Here is a 20,575-nt window from a genome sequence, read left to right on the forward strand (position 1 = left end):
GGCCTGCGTCCACCGGCGGGCAGGAGATCACCCGCCGACCCCGGGAACCCAATCCCGAGACAGCGGGACACCTGGCGGCGCACACTGATGCCCATGAGGGGGAAAGTGCTGGCCGCCGGACTCGGCTGCTTCGTGCTGCTCGAGGTCCTCGCCGGGCTGATCCTGGCGCTGGTCGTCGACTGGTCCTTCGACACGGCGCTCAACAGCTTCCTGGTCACGAACGGGCTGATGGGGCTCACGTTCGGGATCTGCGGCGCGGTGATCGCCTGGCACCGGCCGGCCAACCCGATCGGCTGGCTCTTCGTCGCCGACGGCATCGGTCACGCGACTACCGCGGTCGGCGCGCCGCTGAGCCAGCTCCTCCACAACCAGGACGTGGCGCTCGGACCACAGCGCCTGCTCGCCACGATCATCCAATGGTCCTGGCCGTGGTCGATCGCCCTGTTCCTGCCGCTGGCACTGCTGCTGTTCCCCGACGGGCGTCTGCCCTCGCCGCGGTGGCGCCCGGTTGCCCTCGGCATCGTCGTCACCTCGCCGCTGTTCGTCCTGGAGATGGGTAGCGGCTCTGAACCGCTCTTCGAGGGCGGACCGGCCGGCTATCTCCAGCTGCCGTCCCATGACGCATTGCAACCGTTGTGGACGGCAACCGAGCTCCGTGGCCTGCTCGCCTATCTGCTGGCGATCGCCGGTTTGGTGGTCCGCTACCGCCGAGCCGCCGAGACCGGCCGCCGCCAGATCCTCTGGTTGCTCTTGGCAACTGTCGTGATGCTGCTCTTCATGGCGCCGTGGGCTTTGGTCACCGGCACGCCGATCCTGGTCCTGCTGGCGATTCCGCTGATTCCGATCTCGGTCATGATCGCGATCGTCCGGCATCAGCTCTTCGACATCCGTCTGGTCGTCTCCCGCGCGCTCACCTGGGCGCTGCTCTCGATCCTTGCCGTCGGCGCCTATGCGGCACTGGTCGCGCTGACCGACTCAGTCATCTCCTCCCGCTTCGGGCGCTCGGCAACGGTCACGGTGCTGGTCGCCCTCCTGATCGCGCCAGTACTGCCTCGCCTCCAACGCCTCGTCGATCGAGCCATGTACGGCGACCGCCGCGACCCAGCCCGGGTGGCTTCGCGGGTCGGCGAGGAACTCTCGTCCGGCGTGGCAGGCGGGATGCCCGGCGTCGTCGAGGCGATCCGCTCCGCGCTGCGCCTCCCGTACGTCGCCGTTGCCGCCGACGGTTCGCTGCTCGCCTCCGCGGGAGTCGCGGGTGTCGTAGTACCGGTTGAGCTGTCTTATGGCGGTACTGCGGTCGGCTCGCTGCTGGTCGGTTTGCGATCGGGTGAGTCCGCACTGTCGGGGACGGACCGGAACGTGCTTGCGCTGGTCGCAGTACCGCTTGCTGTTGCTGTGCACGCGACTCGACTGTCGTCGGAGTTGCAGACCTCCCGCGAGCGGCTCGTCGCGGCACGCGAGGAGGAACGCCGCCGGCTGCGCCGAGACCTCCATGATGGTCTCGGCCCGACGCTGACCGGCCTCGCCTTTGCAGCCGATGCGGCCGCCAACCTGATCTCCACCGACCCGTCGCGAGCCTCGGAACTCGTGGGGACCTTGCGGACAGACACGCGAGCCGCGATCGCCGACGTACGGCGCCTGGTCGACGACCTCCGCCCACCCGCGCTGGACGAACTCGGCCTGGTCGAAGCGCTACGCCAACGAGCAGACGCGTTGTCCTGGCGAGCCGACGGCGCCTCAGTCTCGGTGCAGGTCTCCGCCGAAGGCCTCCCCGCGCTACCCGCCGCCCTCGAGGTGGCGGCCTACCGAATCGCGACGGAAGCACTCACCAACGTCGTCCGGCACTCACGCGCAAGCTCCGCAGTACTGTCCCTGCGCTGCGACTCCCACCTGGAGATCGAGGTCACCGACGACGGCCCACCCAACGGAGCCTGGACCCCCGGCGTCGGCCTCCAAGCAATCAACGAACGAGCCTCCGAACTAGGCGGCTCCTTCACCGCAGGCCCGTCCCCCGCCGGCGGCCGAGTCCACGCCACCTTCCCCATGGAGCCCGCATGACCGCCGTCCGCGTGGTGCTCGCCGACGACCACCCCGTCGTCCGAGCCGGCCTGGCCGCCCTGCTCTCTTCCCTCCCCGGCATCGAGGTAGTAGGCGTCGCCTCCACCGGCCGCGAAGCCATCCGCGAGGTAGTCACCAACCACCCGCACGTCGCAGTACTGGACCTCCAGATGCCCGACCTCGACGGCTTCGCCGCGACCCGCGAGTTGGCCCGCACCGCGCCCGACGTCGCAGTACTGGTCCTCACCATGTTCGAAGACGACGACTCAGTCTTCGCCGCCATGCGCGCCGGTGCCCGCGGCTACCTGGTCAAAGGCGCCGAATAAGACGAAATAGCCCGAGCCATCCACGCGGTAGCCGCCGGCGAAGCCATCTTCGGCCCCGGCGTAGCCCGCAGAGTCCTCTCCTACTTCGCCGCCCCACCCACCCCCGCCGCAGCACCTTTCCCCGACCTGACCCCCCGAGAACGAGAAATCCTCAACCTGCTGGCAACCGGCTTGTCCAACACAGCCATCGGCACCCAACTCGGCCTGGCCCCCAAAACGGTAGCGAACAACGTCTCCACGATCTTCACCAAACTCGCCGTCGCCGACCGCCCCTCGGCAATCGTCCAGGCCCGCAACGCGGGGCTGGGAAATCCCTAGCTCTCGATCGCCCGGAGATAACGCTCTCCGATGACCTTGAGGTGCTCCACCAGGCCTTCTGGAGCAGTAACCTGGAAGTCGAGGCCGAGCATTCCGATGTACACGGCAACTACCTCGAGGCTCTCCGCGCCGGTGATCAGTACGCAAGTGTTCTCGTCCACCGACTCGACGATTCCCACTGCCGCATGGATTCGCGACAACACCTCATCCGCCGAGGCGAACACGGTGATCCGCGCATGCACCTTCCACCCGGTACTCGCGACGTCGCGCATCACAAAATCCGTGTAGTCGTCACCCGGCATCGGCCGCGGGATGTACTTCCGTCCCGTCGCCATCCGCAGCTCCATCCAGTCCACGCGATAGGTGCGCCACTCGCCGGTCTCGTCCCGCGCGGCCAGATACCAATACCGCTGCCAGCTCATCAACCGATATGGCTCCACCAGCACCGGCGGCACGAATTCGCCCTCCTCCGCCTCCCGCCCCGGTACGACGTACTCGAACCGCAGGTAATGCTCGTCCCGGATCGCCGCCGCGATGGTCGCCACCACCCCGGGATCGACCTCCGGATCCGGCACGTTCGATCCCGTGTTGTCCGGGCCCTTCGACAGCGTCGTGTGAATCGCATTCACCTGCCGCCGTAGCCGATGCGGCAACACCTGTTCGAGCTTGGCCAGCGCCCGGCCGCTGCTCTCCTCCATGCCGCTGACCCCGGCGCCGGTTCGCAACCCGACGGCGACGGCAACGGCTTCCTCATCGTCCAGCAACAGCGGCGGCAGCTTCGCCCCGACGCCCAGTTGGTAGTACCCAGCCGCTCCCCGCGTCGCATCCACCGGGTAGCCGAGCTCTCGCAACCGATCGATGTCGTTGCGGATCGTCCGCGTGCTGACCCCCAACCGCTCGGCCAGCTCCGACCCCGGCCAGGCCGGCCGCGACTGCATCAACGCCAGCAAGGACAGCAACCGCGACGAGGTTTCACGCATGCCGAAAAGAGTACTTCAATCAGGAAGCTAACGTGCCTATATGGCTCCTACGGTGAAGCCATGAACAACAACGGCAGCACCTCCCCCGCAGGCATCCACCCCTTCACCGTCGAGATCGCCCAGGCCGACCTGGACGACCTGAACACCCGCCTCGCCCGCACCCGCCTCCCCGAGCCGGCGCCGGGCGACGACTGGGAGCTCGGTACGCCGAACGCCTACCTCGCCGAGATGGTCGACCACTGGCAGCACAAGTTCGACTGGCGCACCCACGAGGCCCGGATCAACGAGTTCCCGCACTACACCACCGACATCGACGGCCAGAACGTCCACTTCATCCACGTCCCCTCCGCCGTCGAAGGCGCCACCCCGCTGCTGCTGATCCACAGCTACCCCGGATCCTTCATCGACTTCCTCGACATGATCGCCCCGCTCACCGACCCCGCCGCCCACGGCGGCAACCCCGAAGACGCCTTCTCCGTCGTCATCCCCTCCATCCCCGGCTTCGGCTTCAGCACCCCACTCACCGACCGCGGCTGGACCATGGCCCGCGTCGCCCGAACCTTCGACACCCTGATGCGCCGCCTCGGCTACGACTCGTACGGATCCCACGGCTCCGACGCCGGCGCGATGATCTCCCGCGAACTCGGCCTCCTCAACCCTCCCGGCTTCCTCGGCCTCCACGTCCTCCAACTCTTCTCCTTCCCGTCCGGAGACCCGACCGAGTTCGAGAAGTTCACCCCCGAGGACTACGCCGCCCTCGAACACATGCAATGGTTCCAGTCCGTCGGCGGCTACAACGCCATCAACTCCACCCGCCCACAAACGGTTGCCGTCGGCATCTCCGACTCGCCGGTCGGCCAACTCGCCTGGAACGAACTCTTCAACAGCTTCGGCAACGGCACCAGCCTCGTCACCCCCGACCAGATCCTCGCCGAAGTCACCCTCTACTGGCTCACCAACACCTCAGCCGCCGCCGGCCGCTACCACTACGAAGAAGCCCACGCCGGCACCGAACCGGCCATCAACTCCGCCCCCACCGGCGTCGCCGTCTTCGCCGACGACTTCAAGTCCATCCGCTCACTGGCCGAGCGGGACAACTCGAACATCGTCCACTGGAGCAACTTCGAATCCGGCGGCCACTACGCCTCCCTCGAACGCCCGCTCGACGTCACCGACGACCTCCGCACCTTCTTCGCCGCCCTCCGCACCGCCTGACCACCCCACCGCCCAACGGCCCGCCGCATCCCGCGGCGGGCTGTCGGCGTCACGGTCACTTCTCGAGAGCGATCGCTCCGACCACCTTGGGAGTCGTCGCGTCGACCACGACCAGGGCTTGCTCGAAGCTGTAGCCGCCGAGATAGGCGCGCTGGTTGTCATGGCTGATCACGACCGACATCGCCAGCCCGCTGTCGCTTTCGGCGGTACCGATCACCTCCCGGCCCTTCGTCTCGATCACCGTCACCGAGTCCTTGCGTCCCGCCTGGCCGGTCGGCGAACCCAGTACGACGTACCGGGAGTCGTCATCGGTCAGTACCGCGTCCCTCGCCTCCCCCGGCAGCGAGATCGGCGACGGTCGCGGGCTGTCGACGTTCGTGTTGACGATGGAGTAGGAATCGTCCGACAGCACGTAGAGGTAGCCGGCCCGGGTGATGCTCAGGTCTGTCGGCTGCCCCGTGATCTTGTACGGCGAACGTGCCGCGCGCATCGTCGCGGTGTCGAACACAGCGACGGTCGACGAAGCGTGGTTCGCCACGTACAGGCGCTTCCCGTCTTCCCCCACGGCAAGTGCCGACGGAGTGTCGCCGCCACTGACGGGCCCGCCGATTGTGCCCAGCTTCTCCGTATCGACGACAGTGATCGAGGCCGAGTCGGCGCTGAGCACGTACAACCGGCCGAGCTCCGGGCTGAGCGCCAACTCGACAGGCTTCGACCCGACCGGGATCGGCCGGCCCAGCACCTTCCACGCATCGACGTCGATCACCGACACCGAGTCGCCGCGAGCGTTGCCGACGTACAGCCGGCGACCGTCGGGAGCAAGCACCATCGACAACGGGTTCGCTCCCACCTCGAGAGCGTCGCCCTGTCGCTTGCCGGTCGTGGTGCTGATCTTCAGCACCCTGTCGTTGGCGGAGTCGGCCGCGTAGAGCACATCGTTGTTCGATCCAACAGCCAGCGCCACCACGATCGGCGACGACGGCCCTTGCAGATTGAGGACCGTCACAGCCCCACCCAGTACTACGGGGAGCACTGCCGCGACCATCACCACGAACCGCCGCCGCCCGTTCCCGACCGCCAGCTCCACGGCCGATTCCCCTCGATGCGCGACGATCACGACACCAGCCAGCACCGCCCACCCAGCAAGCAGTCCGGCCACCGCGACAGCCGGCGCGTCGATCCTCCTGAGAATCCCGTACACCCCGACTAGCGGCGCGAATCCGGCCAGCATCCACCCGGCCAGGAACGTCACCCCGCGCCGCATCGGCACAGCGAGCAACGGCCCCGCGATCGCCAGCTCGGCAGCGACGATCTGCAGCGCGACCGGATAAGGCAGCTGCCACCGAAGCTCGTGCTGCAGGGAGAAGGCGAGGCTCGAGTTGTAGGTCAGATACGCCTGAGTAGCCACCTGCGCCAGCGCAGCGACCGCCCCGAGCCCCACCAAGGTCCAGGCCAGCCGGCCGCGTAACCGGCGTAGATCGAGAGTCAACTCGCCTTCGCGCCGAAGCCGCCACAACGCGAGTGCACCCGCACCGATCCACGCCGCGTGGCCGGCTATCACCAGGCCCGCGAGCACTGGTTCCGACCAGAGCCGGGGCGAGCCAGCGAAGCGAATCGCGCCCGTCGCCCAGCCGACGATCATGGCCCCGCCAAGTACTCCGAACACGGTGGTTCCGGCAACGAACGGCAGACCCAGCCGCCGCTGGAGCCCAACCGTGACGACGGCCGAGACCGCGGCGAGGACGAGGTACCAGAGCAGTCTGGAATCCGAGCGGCAAACACCGAACCCGACGGTGGCCGCTCCGAGCAAGGCAACCGCGGCAAGCACGCTGAGGCTGAAGATCGGCAGCGGAACCGTTGCCGGCGTCAACCGATCGGCAGTACGCCGAAGAGCTGCGCCGACTGCCTCGCCGATGCCGCCCACCGGGCTCGGGTCAGACATCGGCTGCCGGGTAGGGCGCGCAGTCGCCGCCACCCGGGACGGCGATGGCGGCGAGACAGGCGTTGGAGCCGTCAGCGGGATGAGCGCCGCGGGTGCAGCTGTGTCGAGCGCCGCGCGAGCCGCCGCCGAGACCGAACGACTGTCGTCCTCGACCAACTCCTCCAGCCGGCGATGCGCAGTACGGCGTACGAGATCGTTGCCGGACCGCCGCATCTCGGCAAGCTCACCGACAGCCGCTTGCCTCACTGCCGAGAACGGACTCGCCAGCCTCTCGACCAGATGATCGGGCAGACTCCAGTTGACGTTGACCGCCAGGATCGTGCGGCCCTCCACCTGATCGAACTTCTTCGGCCGCTGGTTCGGCTGCTCGGCGACGACCCGTTCGAACACATAGGTGTAGAGCTCGTCGACGGTGATGTCCCCGTCCTGGTCCAGATCCGCGGTCCCGTCGCGAAGTCCCGCGACCAGATGCCGGGTGAACACCGACTGCGGAGCCTCGCCGTGCAGGACGCTGCCCTCGAACGCGTACTGCGTCGAGTCCGACGCGGTCAGGATCGTCCGGCCCCGGCCGGACAGATCGTCGAAGTGGACGGCAGAGTCCGACTTGGCGAACTGCTGGGTTTCGTACGAGCCGCTGTAGCAGCAGTCCAGGACGAGGATGTTCTGCCGGGACAGGCTGTCGGTCATGGCTTCGTGGATGAGCAGGGCCGGCACCGTGCTGGACCGCAACCGGGTCCGTTTGGTGTCGGTCATCGCGAGGTGCAGCCGGCCGTTGTCGTCCTTGAGCCCGTGACCGCTGAAGTAGAGCAGGGTGAGATCGTCGCGCCGGCCCTCGGCGTAGAAATCCGCGATCGCCTCACTCGCCTCGTGCCACGGCGGATTGACCAGGGTCTGTACGTCGAATCCCGCGATCGCGGGATCCCGAAGTACCCCGGCGAGCGCCTCCGCGTCGTGCGCCGGCGTGGTCAGCCTCCTGAGCCCTGTGTCCTGGTACTCGTACGTCGCGATCAGCAACGCCAGCCGACGGCGCATGGCCTACTCGTCCGTGTGCTTGGCGAGAAACGCGCGGAGCAACTGTTCCCGCTCGTCGAAACTCGGCCGATCCAGCTCGATCGAGTCCTCGCCGAACTTGAGGCTGATCCGCTCCGGCCCGGAACGCCGGCCCAGCCAGTCCCGCAGTACGGCGATCAGGGTCGGGATCATCCCACCCGCGCCGACCAGTGCCACCGCGATCGCGCCGACCGCCGCCGCGTCGCCCTTGCTGGTGCCCGGCGCCTCACCGGTCACGGCCCGAGTGTCGAACTCCCGCTCGGCCAGCTCCCTGCGGAGCTGCCGCGCCAGCCGATCCACGCGCTCCGCGTCCAGCTCGTCGTCGGCCAGTACGACGATCTCGAACCACCGCACGTCGCTCTCGGTCCACCCCACGGACGTCCCCCACCTAGTCGATCGCCCCCGCGTTCTGGCGACCATCATCCTCGTCCGGGCATCCACCGACAAGCACCAGAATGACAGCGCGTGACCGACCGAGTTCACCCACCGACGAACGGGACGCCCGCGAAGCGCGTCCCGTCCGCCGGAGGTGGTTCACCAGATCCGGACCGCGCCGATGAAGTCGTCGTGGTCGTAGCCGGTGACGCCGATGTGTTCGGTGGAGTGGAAGGCGTTGATCACCTTTCCGCCACCGAGGTAGATCGCGACGTGGTGTGAGCTCGGCCCACTGGCGCCGAACCACATCAGGTCGCCGGCCTTCAGCGAGGACTGCTGGGCATTGGTGAGCTCAGCCTTGTGGGGCATGTTGTGCGCCTTCGCCCACTGCGTCCACGTGTAGCCGTTGAGGCCGTCCGTCCCAGTTGCCTTGTAGTAGGCGTATCGGACGAGCCCCGAGCAGTCGAAGCCGATCACATGGCAGTCGTTCCACGCGTCGCCGTCGACACAGGCCCCGTACGTCGCTCCTGGGGTGGCGGCGTGCCCTCCGTCCCAGGAGTAGATGTAGTTCCGCTGCGCGCAGGCCTGCTGGATCATCGCCAGCGCGCGGGCCGGGATGTTGGTGAACGTCATCTCGCACGCACTGCCGCTAGCTGTTCCACCCGACGGCGGTGGTGGCGGGGGCGGCGGGACAGTGCTGCAGACGGGCAGCCCCTTCCAGTAGTTCTCCGCACCCGTGAAGTAGACCGCTGGCACCCACCCGGTGGCGCCTGCCGAGTCCCCGACAGTCTTGGCCCAGCTGTTCGAGGTGTAGCTCGACACATGGGCACTACCGCCAGTAGCTCTACAGGTGAACCAGTTGGCCTTGCCGCCGGTCAATAGACGGTCAACCACGCCGGAGCTGGTGTTGGTCGACCCGTAGACCGGAGTACCGCCAGAGGGGACCCAGATCGGGCAGTAGTAGACCGTTGCCCCGCTGGAGTTCGTCCCCTTCGTGCAGCTGTCACTAGGTGCTGGTGCCGAGGCGCAGTTGGGCAAACCGTTCCAGTAGTTCTCGGCGCCGCTGAAGTAGACCGCTGGCACCCAACCGGTCGCACCATGATCGTCGCCGACCGTCTTGGCCCAGCTCTTCGACGTGTAGCCCGAGGCGGACGCAGTACCGCCGTCTTGCTTGCAGTAGAACCAGTTCGCCGTACCGCCCGAGTCCAGGTGGTCAACGATCCCCGAGCCGGTACTGGTCGACGCATAGACCGGTGCACCGCCCGCAGGCACCCAGATCGGGCAGTAGTAGACCGACTGCCCGCTGCCGCTAGTACCGTGCGAGCAGGTCGCCGCCTGCGCCGCAGTAGGCGCAATGGTCATCGCCGTGACCCCTGCCAGGCAGGCGAGGAGTACAGACAAGATCCTTCGCATCATCGACTCCCCTCAGCAGAACGGCACGTTGGCGAGCACGGCATCGCCGCGCAGGTAGACATTGCTGACCCACCCGCCGAGCCAGCTCCCGCGCGGCCCTGGCACCGGGGTCTGGATCAGGCTCCAGTACGACGACTTGTAGCCGGCGTCGCTGATCGCCTCACCCTTCTTCTGGCAGAACACCGCGACCTTGCCCGGCCCGTACTTGCCGAGCACCGAAGGACACGTCGTCCGGCCGGGCTTCGTCGTACAGGCCGAGCCGCCGCCGCGGATGTTGACCTGGCTGGCCCAGACATAGCCGTCGACCGGGGCGGAGGCGGCGGCCGTAGTACTGGTGGAGGCTGCACTGGCCAGCAGCAGCGCACCCGCTAGCGCTGCCTTCAGTAGCACAGCGGCAGCCCTGCAGGCTCGTTGGCGGACTGGGTCAGGAAGATGGCGCTCACGTAGACGCCGCTGAACTTCCAGCCGGGCAGAGCGCCGGTGTCGATCCACCAGTTGTTCGTGTAGCCGCCGTAGGAGACCGTCTTGCCCTTGACCTTGCAGATCACCCAGGGGAACTTGCCGCCGGTCGCGTTGACCGTACCGAGCACGCCGCCCGGCCCCGGGTTGTCGTGCAGTTGGATGCCGGTCCCCCAGGCACCACAGGTGTAGCCGCCCTTGTAGGTGCCGCTGGTGTTCTTCGTGCAGCCAGTAGCGGCGTCTGCGTTAGTAGCGGTGCCGACAGTCAGCGCGGCAACAGCCGCAGCGGACAGTACTGCGGCCGCGAGCTTCTTCTTCATACCGGTTCTCCTCGGTCTGATCAGTGGAGGTTTGCGGCGTCAGCAGATCACCGGCGCGCTCCACGCGACCATGAAGTTCGGCATGTGGTTTCAGGCTGTGTGCCCAACTGCCGGTCGCTGCAGCAACTCCAGCCCGAGCCTGGTCAGCTGATGCAGTACTACGTCCCCGCAGGCACGCGATTCGATCAGCCCGGCCTCTCGCAGTACGCCGAGGTGGCGCAGCGCAACTGAGAACGACAAGCCGAAGGACTCGGCCAGCGCACCGGTGGTGACCGCACGGCTGGTCGCCTCCAGCAGGCGTGCCCGAGTGTCGCCGAGCAGGGAGCCCAGTGACGGGACCACGTCTGTCTCGAGCTCGCCGGCGATCGCAGGGCCGTGCTGGATCGGGTAGACGAGCACTGGAGGCAGGTCACCGCTACGGAACTTCGTCGGGGCCTGCCAGCAGAAGTACGACGGCTGCAGCAGCAGGCCGCGCCCGTCGAGGTACAGGTCCTCGTCTGCGAAGTCTGGGATCTCCAGCACCGGCGACTGCCAGCGGATGCGGTCAGTGAGGCTGCCGAGCACGCTCTCGATGCCGCCGGCTTTCACCTGTCGGCGCCGTGTCGCGCGCTCAGCGGCGAGGTCGCGTGCGGCCGTCTGCCAGTACGGCGCGATGGCGGTGCGGTGGTACGCGTCGACGGCTCGGCCCAGCGTGCCCATGGTGCGGACGTTGCCCTCCGCCAGGGCTCTGGTCCACGGGCTGGTGGACTGCCGGGTGCCGAGGTACTCCAGGTCGGCCCGGACCTGTTGCCGCGGCGCGCTGACCAGGCGATCGAGCGAGTCCTCCATCTGCTCGGGCGGCGCGGCCGGAGTCAGGAAGTCGGGCGAGTAGCCGACCGGTGGGGTCAGCTCGAAGAGCAGGCGGGCGACGTTGGGGCTGAGCTCGCGGCGGACGCGGCGCCGCCATTCGCCGTACCAGATCTCGCCCTCGGTGCTCTGCACGAGGTTGAGGCTGAGCAGGATCTCCCAGAGCAGGTCGGGGTGCGCCGCGACCGTGGTCCGGGCCAGATCGTCGGCGGTGAAGTGGATGCGGAGCATAGGCGGGCCCCCTCGGTGTCGCGTCCGCGCGCACGCGGGCGACCGTCCCGATCCCCGTGCCGTGCAGTGTCTGCCGCAACACTGTACGTGTCCGAAGGGGCCAGCGCCTGGTCGGTGGCCGATCAATGGCCGCTCATCGGCCGCTCATTGGCCGGTCAGCAGAGCGGCAGGCCCTTCGGCTCGTTGGCCGACTGGGTCAGGAAGATGGCGCTGACGTACTCGCCGCTGAACTTCCAGTCCGGGAACGGGTTGCCGCGGATCCACCAGTTGTTGGTGTAGCCGCCGTAGGTGATCGTCTGGCCCTTCTCCTTGCAGAACACCCACGGGAACTTGCCGTTGACCGCATCGACCTTCCCGAAGGCGTAGCCGGGGCCGGCGATCTTGTGCACCTGGATGTCGGTCCCCCAGGCGCCGCAGGTGTACATGTTGTTGCTGGCGTTCTTGGTGCATCCGGTCGCCGCGCTCGCGGTCGGCGCGGTGAGCAGCGCCGCACCCGCCACGGTCGCGACGGCCAGCGCGGTCATCGTCTTCTTCACGGTGGTACCTCTCGTCGGTGGATTCGGCGCCAGCAGATCACCGGGCGTGGCCGGGCGACCACGAAGTTCCACCGGAGGTTTCGCCGGGGGTGCGGCTTCCGGGAGGTTTCGCCAGGGTTGCCCCTCCCGCCGGTTCCGCCGGCGCTGCTCCTCCCGCCGGGTCCGACTCGCTGGCGCGCGACCGTGACCGTACGCCGGAGTACGATCCCGAATCGTGACGGCGGTCGGGGGACGACAAGGCGCCAGCGAGCCTGGCCTACTCGCGCGAGTGCGCCTGCAAGCGGGCCTGACGCAGGAGGAACTGGCCGAGCGAGCCGGCCTCAGCGTCCGCAGCATCTCCGACATCGAGCGCGGCCTGGTGGCTCGTCCGCGCAAGCACTCACTGTCGGCGATCGCCGACAGCCTCGGCCTGACGACCGCCGCCCGGGACCGGTTCATCGCCCACTACCGCCCCCGCGGACAAGCTCCCGCCCTGGAAACCCCAGCTCCCGGCCCGGCGCAACTCCCGCCCGACGTCGGCACCTTCACCGGCCGCTCCTCACTTCTGGCCCAGCTGACGAAAGTCCTCGACGCCCGCCCGCAGACCATGCCGCTCGCCACCATCGACGGCGTCGCCGGGGTCGGCAAAACCGCCCTCGCCATCCGCTGGGCACACGAAGTACGGGCTGACTTCCCCGACGGTCAGCTATACCTCGACCTGCGCGGCTACGGCCCAGACGCACCCGTCGACTCCGACCGTGCCCTCGAGTACCTGCTGACCAGCCTTGGCCTGACCGACCTACCCGACACCACCGAGGCTCGCAGCGCTTTGTTGCGCAGTACCCTCGACCGGCGGCGCGCCCTGATCATCCTCGACAACGCCCTCAACGCCGAGCAGATCCGCCCACTCCTGCCCGGCACCGGCGACTGCATGGTCGTCGTGACCAGCCGCAACCAACTCCGCGGCCTCTCCGTCCGCGAAGGCGCCACCCGCGTCACGCTCTCGCTGCTGGACCTCAACGAAGGCCTGTCCATGCTGCGGCGCTTCGCCGGCGACGACCGGTTCCAGGCTGACCCAGGGGCCGCCGAAGCCATCGTCCGCGCCTGCGACGGCCTCCCCCTCGCACTCGCGATCGCCGGAGACCTAGCCGCACGACGCCCGCTGGCAACCCTGGCCCAGGATCTGTCCACCGCAGCCGGGCGCATCGACGTACTGGACACCGGCGACGGCGACTCGGCGACCTCACTCCGGGCCGTCTTCAGTTCGTCGTACGACGCCCTGCCGTTGCTGGAGGCAAGGTTCTTCCGCCGACTCGGACTCCACCCCGGTACGGATTTCGACCTCGCCGCCGGCTGCCGGATCGCCGGCGTCTCCCACGCGGAAGGCCGCCGCAGCCTCGACCTGCTGGTCGGCAACCACCTCGTCGAGGAACTGGGCGACGACCGCTATCGCCTCCACGACCTACTCCGCGTCTTCGCCGCCGACCGAGCCCTGGCAGAGGAAACCACCGCCGAACTGGCCAGCGCCAGAACCGCCCTGTACCAGTGGTATCTCGCCGCCGCCGACTCCGCCATCCGCACAATCCGCCCGCGCCCCTTCACCTTCGGACTCCCCGCAGCAACCGGAACTCCGACCTTCACCGACACCACAGCCCTGGCCTGGCTGGACCTGGAACGCTCAAACCTGGCCGCCGTACTACGCGCCGCCGCGGCCACCGGCCCCCTCCCGATCGCCTGGACCCTCGGCGAACGCCTCCGCCGCTACCACACCCTCCGCCAAGACATCTCAGAACTCGTGAACGTCCTAGAGGTCGCCCTCTCAGCAGCCGAGGAAGCCGCCGACCCCGAAGCCCGAATGAGCTGCCACGGCGGCTTGGCCGTAGCCTTCGGCATCCGCGGCGACTACGAACGCTCAGCCCGCCACCTGGACCAGCAACTACTCCTAGCCCGCTCCGGCAACTGGCCAGTGATCGAGTCCGAAGCGCTCTCCAACCTCGGCCTAATCCACCACAACCTAGGCCGCCTAGCCGAAGCCGCCCTGTACTTCGAAGAGTCCCTCGCCATCCTTCGCGCCGCCAACGACTCCGACGAGATCGGCATCACCATCGGCAACCTGGGCATCCTCTCCTGGTCCCTGGGCGACCTAGATGCCTGCGGCAACTACCTCCACGAGGCCCTGGAACTCGCCCACGACACCGCCGACCGAGTCAGCGAAGCCCGCCACTCCACCAACCTGGCTCAACTGGTGCTCCGCCTCGGCAACCACGACGAAGCCCTCACCTACGCCCGCCGAGCCACCGACCTCTCCTCCACCATCGGCGCCCACGCCGGCGAATCCGCCGCCACCGCCACCCTCGCCGAAGTACTGGCCACCACCGGCAACCCCACCGAAGCCCTAGCCCTGGCCCACCACGCCGTAACCCTGGCCACCACCTCCGGCAGCCCCCTCTCCCAATCCAACGCCCACCGAGCCCGCGGCGCAGTCCTGGAAACCACCTCCGACTTCACCGCCGCCCTAACCGACCACACCCAAAGCCTCACCCTCGCCCAACAATCCACCGAACGAGAACCCACAGCCGAAGCCCACCTCTCACTGGCCCGCACCCACCTCGCCCTAGGCCACTTGGTCAACGCCACCACCCACGCCCAATCGGCCCTGGAAACCGCCCGCGAGTACACCCTCCGCCTAATAGAAACCGACGCCCTACTAACCCTCGCCGCCATCCACCGCGCCGATTCTTCCCCCACCAAGGCCCTTGAGTCCGCGCTCGCAGCCCTCGCCTTGGCCACCACCACCGGCGATCCCCTAGGCCAATCCACCGCCACCACCGAACTGACCCACCTGAACCACCTGCCCTCATGACGTGCAGGAAACCTGGGCGATGAACCGCTATCAAGCCGCCTGAAGCGAGGCCAGGTACGCGAGGTGGTGAGAGGTACCGATGGCAATCGGCTTGCTCTTCAAGCTGTTACCCGTGCCCGTTCCGTTCGCCGCGTTGGCGATCTCCTGATCTCCCCAAGAGAACTCAGGGCCCGAGAAGCTTTCGGATTCGACCAGGTTCCGGCAGACGATCTCCAGAGTGGAAGCCTGCTTCTTCGAATCGGCCATTCGCTCGCGGCCAAAGAGCCAGTGCTCAGGGCAGGTGTACTTCATATTAACGTGCTTGCTGGGGAACAACTTCCCGCCGCGAGGATAGACGACCCCGTAGTCGCCAAGACGGATATCTCTTCCGCCGCCGTCGACCACAGCACCCCAAAGAGCTTCCTCGAACCTCGGCCGCTCCCACAGCGCCGTTCGCTCAAGAGTCGATGGAATCGAGCCACTCAGTAGCGTCCTGGACCGGAACGGCCCAACCGTCCTCGCAGCCTCGAACGCGCTCAACACCGAATCCGCAAGCTCCGCAGTGATGGACTCTAGGTATCCCAAATCGAGGATCAGGTCGACGTCACCGACGGCGAGCTCCAGCCCTTTCAGCAGCCGCTCGATCTCGCCTGTCATGAACGCCTCATGTTTTACGCGAAGCGCCCCACCAGCTCCAAGTTCTGCACAGAGTCGACCAGTCCAAGCGAGCTGGTTCGCGGCAAGACCATCACCGACAACCGGCACGAATGGAATCTGCTCAGGAAACGCAAGGAGATTTTCGGGTGCGCCCAGCCGGTCAGCGAGACTGCCAAGACCTGCTTGTTGCTCACCACCAAACGTCGGAGCTGCCTCCAGAGCGGACGCATCGACCATGACTAGCCGACCAAATGCATGAAACTGCCGGGCAACCTGCTCAAGATACCGAAGCTGCGTCTCGAGAGACTTCTCCGGTACTTCGAACTCCAGCAGTGGCTGGACACCGCGATCGTCCTGCACCGCCTGGAGTGCCATGAACTCGCCCTGCTTCAATCGAAGCGCCACCAGCGCCTGAAAGTCGCCAGCTGAGATCATCACAGCCTCCGGTCGATCGACGTTCACGCTCAGTCACATTGAACCAATGTAAATCCTGGCGCGGCAGCCCGCTCGAACGCGGGCGTTTCGACCTACCGACCTTGCGGGTGTTGCTCTCAGCAATCCGTATTCGCTACAGGTAGCAGGGCTCAGTTAAGGGACACCCAACGTATTAGCCACCTCGACACATGTTCGCGAGACCCCCGCTCTCCAGGTATGACGGAATGAGCGGCCAAGACACTGCTGCTCGTACCACCGCACTCAGAAGGTGGGGTGATCGGACTGAGTTGATTCTTCTGTTGGAAATCTTGGGGTGGGCGAGGGAGGTTGGGTGGTATGGACTTCACTCAGCTTGGGCGTACGGGGTTGTCGGTCAGTCGGATTGTGTTGGGGACGATGAACTTCGGGCCTCATACCAGCGAGGAGGACTCGCACGCGATCATGGATGCGGCGCATGAGAAGGGGATCAACTTCTTCGATACGGCGAACGTCTATGGGCGCAGCGTTGGCAAGGGGGCTACCGAGGAGATCGTCGGGCGGTGGTTTGCCAAGGATCCGGCTAATCGGGACAAGACGGTGCTGGCGACCAAGGTGTACGGCGACATGGATGAGTGGCCCAATGGGGGCAAGTTGTCCGCGTTGAACATTCGGCGGGCGTTGGATGCTTCGCTGAAGCGGTTGCAGACGGAGTACATCGATCTGTATCAGTTCCACCACGTTGATCGGGCTACGCCATGGGAGGAGATCTGGCAGGCGATGGAGGTGGCGGTGCAGCAGGGGAAGGTGCTGTACGCCGGGAGTAGCAACTTCGCGGGGTGGCATATTGCTCAGGCTCAGGCGGAGGCCGCCAAGCGGAACTACGCGGGGCTGGTGAGTGAGCAGTCGATCTACAACTTGATCGTGCGCGATGTGGAGCGCGAGGTGTTGCCGGCGGCTCAGGAGTTCGGGCTTGGGGTGATTCCGTGGTCGCCGTTGCAGGGTGGGTTGTTGGGTGGGGTGCTGAAGAAGGATGTTGAGGGGGTGCGCCGGCTCGAAGGGCGTGCCAAGGAGGCTGTGGAGAAGATGCGGCCGCAGATCGAGCAGTACGAGGCGTTTGCTGATGAGCTGGGGCATGCGCCTGGCGACGTGGCGCTGGCGTGGCTGTTGCATCAGCCGGCTGTGACTGGGCCGATCGTGGGGCCGCGGACGATGGAGCAGTTGGAGTCCGCGGTACGGGCTGTTGATCTCAAGCTTGATGACAAGGCGCTTGCTCGGCTCGACGAGATCTTCCCGGGGTACAAGACCTCACCCGAGGACTACGCCTGGTAGAGCGAAAGCAGGTTCAGCAAGCCGGTACGCCGTTCAGGCTGCCGGCTTGTTGGTTTTGCTGGTGGGGAGCATGCCGATCAGGGCGTCGGCGGCGAGGCTGGCGGCGGAGCCGGTGGGGATGGCTACTGAGACTTGCCAGGAGTCGGCTGAGTTGGGGGCCAGGGGGACGGTGACGTGGTTGCCGTGTTTTGCGGCGATGCGTTCGGGGACGAGGGAGACGCCTAGGTTGTGGCTGACCAGGGTCAGGAGGGTGTGGACGTCGTTGACCTCGATGGTGACCGGGTGGGCGACCCCGGCGGTGGCGAAGGCGTGGTCGGAGATTGCGCGGGCGCCCCAGGTGGGGTCGAAGTCCACGAACGACTCCCCCGCCAGGTCTTGGAGCGAGACGACTGGGGTTGAAGCGAGGCGGTGTTCTGCTGAGCAGACCATGACCATGTCTTCGGTGGAGAGGGGGCGGAGGTCGAGGCCGTCGATGGGGTGGCCGGCGGTGGCTACGAAGGCTACGTCCAGGCGGCCGGAGGCCAGCTCGTCGAGCATGGGGGTGGAGCCGCCTTGGCGGACCTCGATCTCGACGCCTGGGTAGGCGGAGCGGAACTTGGCAAGGAGGGACGGTACGTCGACTACTCCTAGGCACTGTTCGAGGCCGACGCTGAGGGTGCCGCGGAGGAGGCCTTGTACTGCGGCTACTGCGTCCTTGGCGGCTTCGGCGGCGGCGAGGGTGCGGCGGCCTTCGCAGAGGAGGGCTCGGCCGGCTTCGGTGAGCTCGACACTGCGGGTGTTGCGGACGAAGAGGGAAGCGTGGAGTTCGCGCTCGAGGGCGCGAATGGAGGCGGAGAGACCGGATTGGGAGATCGACATCGCCTCGGCGGCGCGGGTGAAGTGCTTCTGCTCGGCGACGGCGACGAAGTGCTCGAGATGCCTCAGCTCCATGACTCAGAAGTATAGGTGATGGGTAGGCGGTGATTTTGCGGCGTGAGATGTCACCGTGCGCGACGAGGTTGCGTGTCCAGTTGCCGTACGTCGGTCGGTAGGGTGGGGGTATGGCTGATGAGTTCCGCGTTGAGGTTGAGTTGGATGACGACGAGCACGGGTTGTCGTTCTTGGAGCGGTTGCGGGCGGTTGATCTGGACCGGGCGGCGGAGAAGAAGCTCGGCGGGCAGGTGACGGTGACCCGGGATGGGTCGCGGTTGCTGATTTATGCCGGTACCGAGGTCGACGCGCGCGAGGCTGAGAAGACTGTGCGGGAGCTTGTTGCTGATGATCGGCTGAGTGCGGATTTCACGTTGACGCGGTGGAGTCACGCCAAGCAGGAGTGGGTTGATCCGAGTACGCCGGTGGATGAGGCTGGTGCGCCGGAGCCGAGCTATGAGGGTGTCGAGACGCCCGATCCTCGGTATGTGGTGATGCAGGCTTACAAGCCGGAGTTTCTGCGGGACCTCGGGCTTTAGTCGAAAGCTCTTCACGGCAGGCCGGAACCCGGGTGGGTCCGGCCTGCTTTTGGTTGGTGGGTCGAGGCCGGAGGCAACGGTTCGGTCACGGGTGCGTTCGGCGGGTCTTCGACTGATGGTGGTGCGCCTCTGCGACGCTGAGAATGTGCTGACGGAGAGGGGAATCGTGTCTCGAACGCGTGGTCTCGTTGCTGGGGTTGTGTTGTTTGCCGTTGCGGTGACGGGGTGCGCTGATGTGGCGGCGGAACCTTCAGCCGGGAGTAGTCGGAGTGCTTCCGCTACGCCGTCCGACGGGACGCCTACTGCGACGCCCAGCGAGACACCGTCTGAGACACCGAGCGGTACTCCAAGCAGCACGCCCAGCGTGTCGGGCACGCCGACGAGCAGTCCGAGTGGCACACCGAGCGCTCAGCCGACAACCACACCGACCACGCCGACCACGAAGCCGACGGTCAAGCCGAAGCCGCGGCCGGTGGCGGCGTACGCGAAGCAGGTCGAGGCGAAGCTCAAGGCCTTCGGGTACCCGGTGGGCGACGTCGACGGCGACATCACCAAGCGCGCCAAGCAGGCGTTGTGCGCGTGGCGGGAGACCAACGGGATGCCGGTCAGCCGCGACGGGCTGACCGCTGCCGATGTCCAGTCGGTGCTTAAGGCAACCAAGAAGCCGGCGGCGACCAAGGAGCCGGGGATCTACGTCAACAAGACCTGCCTGGTGCTGTACCAGGTCGTCGGCAAGGAGATCCGGCGGATCGTCTGGGTCTCCACCGGGGCGCCGGGGTACGAGACGCCGAACCGGACCGGCAAGGTGTGGCGCAAGTGGGCCGGCGCGCACGAGAGCAGCCTGTACGACGACGCGTACATGTACGACTCGATCTACTTCCTCAAGGACCGGCCGGGGATCGCGTTGCACGGGAGCCGGGTGAACACGCTGATCAAGACGTACCCGGCCAGCCACCGGTGCGTGCGGGTGATGCGGCCCGAGATCCACCACATCTTCGCGGAGACGCCGATCGGGACCAAGGTCCAGGTGTACGGCGAGTACTGAGTTCGGGACACGCCCACTTGATTTTCCGGTAATTGTCCGAGGGTTCCGCTATAACTGGTCGCATGCATGAAGCCCTGCTCAGCGAGGTGACGTCCGACTGGACGGCCAGTGGTGTGCTGCCCGAGTTGGTCGGATTGTTGCGCGACGTCTGGCGCACCAATCTCGATCGGCACGAGCCCGCCCTGGGCGATGACGCCGTGACACTGGGGATGGGATCGGCGCGGAACTTCGCCAACCGGACCGTGCAGGAGTTTGCGCAGCGCAACGAGGTACGGGCTGATCTGCAGGGCAACTCGCTGCGGGTCGTGCATCTCGGGCGGACGCTGCGGGCGTCGAAGCTGCCGGGCAAGTCGGTGGACGCGGATCCGTACTCGATCGACTGGGAGTCGTCGGCGACCAGGCATCAGGGGCCGGCGGCCAACAGTCACCAGCTCGAGTTGTTCGACGGGTTCGAGTTGCCGGACGAGGAGTTGGCGGCGAACTCGGCGGCCGGATCGCCGCGGTACCTGCATCTCGCGTGGGCGGCGGATCCGGAGAGCGCGGACATCGCTGCCTATCTCGGGTTTCCGCGGGACACCTTGGACGGTGCTGGGCCGTGGTTCGCGGTGCAGTTGATTCATCGGGATCTGCCGGGTGACCAGTTGCCGATCGTGCCCAGCGGTGGGTACGACGAGGATCGGTTCGATCAACGGCCGGTGCCGCCGATCGCTGTCCGTCTTCGGGGTGGCGAAGACCAGGTGGCCGGCCGCGATGGGGCCTGATTCGACCACAGGCCCGGAGGAATCTCGGTCT

19 protein-coding genes are annotated in these 20,575 nt (G+C 67.0%); 9 read left to right on the forward strand and 10 right to left on the reverse strand.

Features of this window, described 5'->3' with window-relative positions; genetic code table 11:
* Positions 1 to 93: 93 nt before the first annotated feature.
* From AB0P21_RS27855 to AB0P21_RS27865, 3 genes are all read left to right on the forward strand, one after another.
* Positions 94 to 2,058 carry a histidine kinase gene (locus AB0P21_RS27855; protein WP_363700167.1) on the forward strand — a complete coding sequence of 655 codons (1,965 nt, stop codon included), beginning with the start codon at positions 94 to 96 and terminating at the stop codon, positions 2,056 to 2,058.
* Positions 2,055 to 2,384, forward strand: a complete 330-nt coding sequence (locus tag AB0P21_RS27860) for a response regulator transcription factor (RefSeq protein ID WP_363700168.1) — start codon at positions 2,055 to 2,057, stop codon at positions 2,382 to 2,384. Before AB0P21_RS27855 ends, AB0P21_RS27860 begins: the two co-directional genes overlap by 4 nt.
* Before the next feature lie 126 nt (positions 2,385 to 2,510).
* Positions 2,511 to 2,702: a LuxR C-terminal-related transcriptional regulator gene (locus AB0P21_RS27865; RefSeq protein ID WP_363700231.1), complete on the forward strand. Its 192-nt coding sequence runs from the start codon at positions 2,511 to 2,513 to the stop codon at positions 2,700 to 2,702.
* Here the strand turns inward: AB0P21_RS27865 and AB0P21_RS27870 are convergent.
* On the reverse strand, positions 2,699 to 3,682 hold the full coding sequence (locus AB0P21_RS27870) for a WYL domain-containing protein (RefSeq protein WP_363700170.1): 984 nt from the start codon (positions 3,680 to 3,682) through the stop codon (positions 2,699 to 2,701). The two genes, AB0P21_RS27865 and AB0P21_RS27870, sit on opposite strands and share 4 nt — an antisense overlap.
* A 60-nt stretch (positions 3,683 to 3,742) precedes the next feature.
* On the opposite strand from AB0P21_RS27870, the gene AB0P21_RS27875 reads away from it, so the two are divergent.
* Complete coding sequence (locus tag AB0P21_RS27875; protein WP_363700171.1) at positions 3,743 to 4,897, forward strand: epoxide hydrolase family protein; 1,155 nt, start codon at positions 3,743 to 3,745, stop codon at positions 4,895 to 4,897.
* A 55-nt stretch (positions 4,898 to 4,952) separates the two neighbouring features.
* On the opposite strand, the gene AB0P21_RS27880 is transcribed toward AB0P21_RS27875, so the two are convergent.
* From AB0P21_RS27880 to AB0P21_RS27910, 7 genes are all read right to left on the reverse strand, one after another.
* Positions 4,953 to 7,871 carry a caspase family protein gene (locus tag AB0P21_RS27880; RefSeq protein ID WP_363700172.1) on the reverse strand — a complete coding sequence of 973 codons (2,919 nt, stop codon included), beginning with the start codon at positions 7,869 to 7,871 and terminating at the stop codon, positions 4,953 to 4,955.
* Between the two features lie 3 nt (positions 7,872 to 7,874).
* Positions 7,875 to 8,264, reverse strand: coding sequence for a hypothetical protein (locus tag AB0P21_RS27885; protein WP_363700173.1), 390 nt, complete (start codon positions 8,262 to 8,264; stop codon positions 7,875 to 7,877).
* 159 nt (positions 8,265 to 8,423) lie between these two features.
* Positions 8,424 to 9,680, reverse strand: a complete 1,257-nt coding sequence (locus tag AB0P21_RS27890) for an NlpC/P60 family protein (protein ID WP_363700174.1) — start codon at positions 9,678 to 9,680, stop codon at positions 8,424 to 8,426.
* 9 nt (positions 9,681 to 9,689) lie between these two features.
* Positions 9,690 to 10,067 carry a hypothetical protein gene (locus AB0P21_RS27895; protein ID WP_363700175.1) on the reverse strand — a complete coding sequence of 126 codons (378 nt, stop codon included), beginning with the start codon at positions 10,065 to 10,067 and terminating at the stop codon, positions 9,690 to 9,692.
* Positions 10,058 to 10,456, reverse strand: a complete 399-nt coding sequence (locus tag AB0P21_RS27900; RefSeq protein ID WP_363700176.1) for a hypothetical protein — start codon at positions 10,454 to 10,456, stop codon at positions 10,058 to 10,060. The genes AB0P21_RS27895 and AB0P21_RS27900 overlap by 10 nt, the downstream gene beginning before the upstream one ends.
* A 90-nt stretch (positions 10,457 to 10,546) precedes the next feature.
* Positions 10,547 to 11,533: a winged helix-turn-helix domain-containing protein gene (locus tag AB0P21_RS27905; protein WP_363700177.1), complete on the reverse strand. Its 987-nt coding sequence runs from the start codon at positions 11,531 to 11,533 to the stop codon at positions 10,547 to 10,549.
* Between the two features lie 155 nt (positions 11,534 to 11,688).
* On the reverse strand, positions 11,689 to 12,069 hold the full coding sequence (locus tag AB0P21_RS27910; protein WP_363700178.1) for a hypothetical protein: 381 nt from the start codon (positions 12,067 to 12,069) through the stop codon (positions 11,689 to 11,691).
* Between the two features lie 268 nt (positions 12,070 to 12,337).
* Between AB0P21_RS27910 and AB0P21_RS27915 the strand changes: the two genes are divergently transcribed.
* A complete protein-coding gene (locus AB0P21_RS27915) occupies positions 12,338 to 14,911 on the forward strand; it encodes a tetratricopeptide repeat protein (RefSeq protein ID WP_363700179.1) in 2,574 nt (857 codons plus the stop codon).
* A 30-nt stretch (positions 14,912 to 14,941) separates the two neighbouring features.
* Here AB0P21_RS27915 and AB0P21_RS27920 read toward each other — a convergent pair whose 3' ends face one another.
* The gene (locus AB0P21_RS27920; protein WP_363700180.1) at positions 14,942 to 16,009 is read right to left on the reverse strand and encodes a hypothetical protein; all 1,068 of its coding nucleotides are present in this window, start codon (positions 16,007 to 16,009) and stop codon (positions 14,942 to 14,944) included.
* A gap of 309 nt (positions 16,010 to 16,318) precedes the next feature.
* On the opposite strand from AB0P21_RS27920, the gene AB0P21_RS27925 reads away from it, so the two are divergent.
* Positions 16,319 to 17,290, forward strand: coding sequence for an aldo/keto reductase (locus tag AB0P21_RS27925; RefSeq protein ID WP_363700181.1), 972 nt, complete (start codon positions 16,319 to 16,321; stop codon positions 17,288 to 17,290).
* A gap of 33 nt (positions 17,291 to 17,323) precedes the next feature.
* Here the strand turns inward: AB0P21_RS27925 and AB0P21_RS27930 are convergent, their stop codons facing one another.
* On the reverse strand, positions 17,324 to 18,220 hold the full coding sequence (locus AB0P21_RS27930) for a LysR family transcriptional regulator (RefSeq protein WP_363700182.1): 897 nt from the start codon (positions 18,218 to 18,220) through the stop codon (positions 17,324 to 17,326).
* Positions 18,221 to 18,330: 110 nt separating this feature from the next.
* On the opposite strand from AB0P21_RS27930, the gene AB0P21_RS27935 reads away from it, so the two are divergent.
* The 3 genes from AB0P21_RS27935 to AB0P21_RS27945 all read left to right on the forward strand — a co-directional run bounded on the left by AB0P21_RS27935 (position 18,331) and on the right by AB0P21_RS27945 (position 20,544).
* On the forward strand, positions 18,331 to 18,738 hold the full coding sequence (locus AB0P21_RS27935) for a hypothetical protein (protein ID WP_363700183.1): 408 nt from the start codon (positions 18,331 to 18,333) through the stop codon (positions 18,736 to 18,738).
* A 364-nt stretch (positions 18,739 to 19,102) separates the two neighbouring features.
* The gene (locus AB0P21_RS27940) at positions 19,103 to 19,783 is read left to right on the forward strand and encodes a L,D-transpeptidase (RefSeq protein ID WP_363700184.1); all 681 of its coding nucleotides are present in this window, start codon (positions 19,103 to 19,105) and stop codon (positions 19,781 to 19,783) included.
* Positions 19,784 to 19,845: 62 nt separating this feature from the next.
* Entirely contained in the window at positions 19,846 to 20,544 is a 699-nt protein-coding gene (locus AB0P21_RS27945; protein WP_363700185.1) for a hypothetical protein, read from the forward strand.
* Positions 20,545 to 20,575 lie beyond the last annotated feature (31 nt).

The sequence above is a fragment of the Kribbella sp. NPDC056861 genome (assembly GCF_040687575.1).
In the GTDB taxonomy this organism is placed as follows: domain Bacteria; phylum Actinomycetota; class Actinomycetes; order Propionibacteriales; family Kribbellaceae; genus Kribbella.

Coding starts and splice junctions, on each gene's coding strand:
- AB0P21_RS27855 (WP_363700167.1), top strand. CDS start 94: ATGAGGGGGAAAGTGCTGGCCGCCGGACTCGGCTGCTTCGTGCTGCTC.
- AB0P21_RS27860 (WP_363700168.1), top strand. CDS start 2,055: ATGACCGCCGTCCGCGTGGTGCTCGCCGACGACCACCCCGTCGTCCGA.
- AB0P21_RS27870 (WP_363700170.1), bottom strand. CDS start 3,682: ATGCGTGAAACCTCGTCGCGGTTGCTGTCCTTGCTGGCGTTGATGCAG.
- AB0P21_RS27875 (WP_363700171.1), top strand. CDS start 3,743: ATGAACAACAACGGCAGCACCTCCCCCGCAGGCATCCACCCCTTCACC.
- AB0P21_RS27880 (WP_363700172.1), bottom strand. CDS start 7,871: ATGCGCCGTCGGCTGGCGTTGCTGATCGCGACGTACGAGTACCAGGAC.
- AB0P21_RS27890 (WP_363700174.1), bottom strand. CDS start 9,680: ATGATGCGAAGGATCTTGTCTGTACTCCTCGCCTGCCTGGCAGGGGTC.
- AB0P21_RS27900 (WP_363700176.1), bottom strand. CDS start 10,456: ATGAAGAAGAAGCTCGCGGCCGCAGTACTGTCCGCTGCGGCTGTTGCC.
- AB0P21_RS27905 (WP_363700177.1), bottom strand. CDS start 11,533: ATGCTCCGCATCCACTTCACCGCCGACGATCTGGCCCGGACCACGGTC.
- AB0P21_RS27925 (WP_363700181.1), top strand. CDS start 16,319: ATGGACTTCACTCAGCTTGGGCGTACGGGGTTGTCGGTCAGTCGGATT.
- AB0P21_RS27930 (WP_363700182.1), bottom strand. CDS start 18,220: ATGGAGCTGAGGCATCTCGAGCACTTCGTCGCCGTCGCCGAGCAGAAG.
- AB0P21_RS27935 (WP_363700183.1), top strand. CDS start 18,331: ATGGCTGATGAGTTCCGCGTTGAGGTTGAGTTGGATGACGACGAGCAC.
- AB0P21_RS27945 (WP_363700185.1), top strand. CDS start 19,846: ATGCATGAAGCCCTGCTCAGCGAGGTGACGTCCGACTGGACGGCCAGT.